Here is a 2,429-nt window from a genome sequence, read left to right as displayed (position 1 = left end):
CCTTCGGAGACGGCATCCGCTCCCGTGAAGAAAGCGCATTGAGCTCCTGCGGCGGTCCGATCCACTCTGGCAGAACGCGTACCAAGCGGCGCGCCTTGACATCCATCGCCATGCTCTGTTCCATAGCCAGTGAGATGCCTTCCCCTTGGCACAAAGCGTCATAGAGCAGAGCCGGATCGCTTGCCACAACGACCGGGTCGATCAGGTAGCCGCGAGCCTTGCCGCTGCCCTTTCGCAGTGGCCACACGTAGCCGACGTCGCGGCGCGCCTGATGCAGCGCCAGCGTCGGATGGTCGCGCAGGGCGTCGGGCGTTTCGGGTGTTCCCGCGCGCCGAAGGTAGGCAGGACTTGCAAACATGCCCGAAGGGAAGCTCGCGAGTCGCCGTGCCACGAGGCTGGAGTCCGGCAACTCGCCGAGGCGCAATGCAATGTCGATCTCATCCTCGACCAGGTCGAGTGTTGCGTGCGAGGCCACGATCTCCAGCCTCACGTCCGGGTAGCTCGCCCGGAAACCGGGGAGCAACGGGGCGAACCAGCTCACGCCGAACGAGTAGGGCATGGTCACTCGCAGCCACCCGCGCGGGCCGTCGCGCAGTTGGTGCACGGCGCCCTCGGCGGCTTCGAGCGTGCTGGCGATGGATCGACATTGCTCGAAATAGATCGCCCCCGCTTCAGTCAGGCTCAGCTTGCGCGTTGTGCGCCGAAGCAACTGCGCGCCCATGTACTTCTCCAGTTCGTAGACGCGTCGACTGACCGTGGTCTTGGGAATCTGCAGTGCGCGCGCCGCGGCAGTGAAGCTGCCTTCCTGTACGACGCGGACGAACACGAGCGTGTCGTTCATATCCCTTGCCATGATCAACGTCCCTTCGACGGTTCGCACGTCCGGCATTGTCCCATCTATGGTCCAGCTCTTGCCGTCCGAGTGGGCTAATCAAAGCAGCCCGCTTTCCCTATCTTTGGTGTTCCACCTTCTGGAGAAACACCATGAACCTGAGCGAATACACGACCTATGACGCCGTCGGCCTGGGACAGCTCGTCGCTGCCGGCGAAATGCAGCCGGCAGAACTTGCTGCGCTCGCAAGGGCCGCGGCGGATGCCGTGAACCCCCGAATCAATGCCGTGGTCGAGCACTGGGCGCCTGAAGAATCGGATCTGGCTACGCCGGCGACCGGCAGCCCGCTCGCGGGCGTGCCGTTTCTGATCAAGGATCTCGCCATCCAGATGGCAGGCAGGAAGAACGAACTCGGCAGCCGGCTGGCCAAGGGCGTGGTCGCATCTGGCGACTCGAGTCTCATGCGCCATTTCAGGAAAGCCGGCCTGGTCACCATCGGGCGCACGACAACGCCCGAAATGGCCTTCAGCACGGAAACGGAGTCCGCATTGCAAGGGGCGACCGGCAACCCTTGGGACACCCGCCTCAGCGCGGGCGGCTCCAGCGGTGGCTCCGGCGCAGCCGTCGCGGCGGGCGTGGTACCGATGGCGCATGCAACGGATGCAGCGGGCTCGATCCGCGTGCCCGCTGCCTACAACGGCTTGTTCGGCCTCAAGCCCACGAGGGGCCGCACGTCCAACGGCCCGGCCCTCGATGAAGTGTTCGCGGGCCTCGGCGTGCAACTTGGCGTCAGTCGCACGGTTCGCGACAGCGCCGCCCTGATGGACGCGGTGCAGGGATACTCGGCCGGCGACCCCTACTACACCGCACCGCCCGCGGGCAGCTTCCTGTCAGAGGTGGGGCGCGACCCTGGCAGGCTGCGCATCGGGCTGATGGTCCACTCGTGGAACGGCGTGCCCACGTCGGAGCCTATTGCGCAGGCCACGCGCGACGCGGCGCGCCACCTCCAGTCGCTCGGCCATCATGTCGAAGAGGCCACGCCGGAACTTGGCGTGTCGTGGGAGGCCTTCGTCCATGCCAACGCGCAGATCTGGTGCGCCACGCTGGTGCGCTGGATCGACGGACTTGCCGCCGCAACCGGCCGCCCCATCGATGCGACGACTCTCCAGCCCTCCACGCTCGCGAACTATCGCTATGGCCGCAGCGCGAGCGCCGTCGACTTCGCCGCTGCGCTCGAAGTGCGCAATACCGTCGCGCGCGCCGTCGGTGAATGGTTCGCGAAGATGGACGTGTTGATGACGCCCACGCTCCCGCAGCTGCCGGGGCTGCTTGCGACCTACAGCGAGGGCGCCGATCGTATGAGCGGCCTGGAGTGGACGGCACGCGTCTTCCGGCATGCCTCCTTCACGCCGCCGGCCAACGTGGCGGGAACACCGGCGATGTCCGTGCCGCTGGCGGTGGCGCCGGGCGACGGCTTGCCCATCGGCATCCAGTTCGCCGCCGGCTTTGCGCGTGAAGACCTGCTGCTACGACTGGCCGGGCAGCTCGAGCAGTCGATGCCCTGGGCCGCCCGACGTCCGGCGCTTTGGGCAGGCCG

Annotated in this window: 2 protein-coding genes; one reads left to right on the top strand and one right to left on the bottom strand. The window is 66.9% G+C overall.

Annotation, left to right across the window (positions count from 1 at the left end; genetic code table 11):
• The coding region (locus BLS74_RS33475) for a LysR family transcriptional regulator (protein WP_244504148.1) at window positions 1–841 on the bottom strand (841 nt) is incomplete at its 3' end.
• A gap of 143 nt (window positions 842–984) precedes the next feature.
• Here BLS74_RS33475 and BLS74_RS33470 point away from each other — a divergent pair.
• Window positions 985–2,429 (top strand): amidase (locus BLS74_RS33470; RefSeq protein WP_093112336.1); only part of this gene is annotated, 1,445 nt, incomplete at its 3' end.

Origin of the sequence: Variovorax sp. CF079 (genome assembly GCF_900101545.1) — a bacterium.
Taxonomy (GTDB): domain Bacteria; phylum Pseudomonadota; class Gammaproteobacteria; order Burkholderiales; family Burkholderiaceae_C; genus Variovorax.
This window is presented reverse-complemented; position numbering and strand designations above follow the sequence as displayed.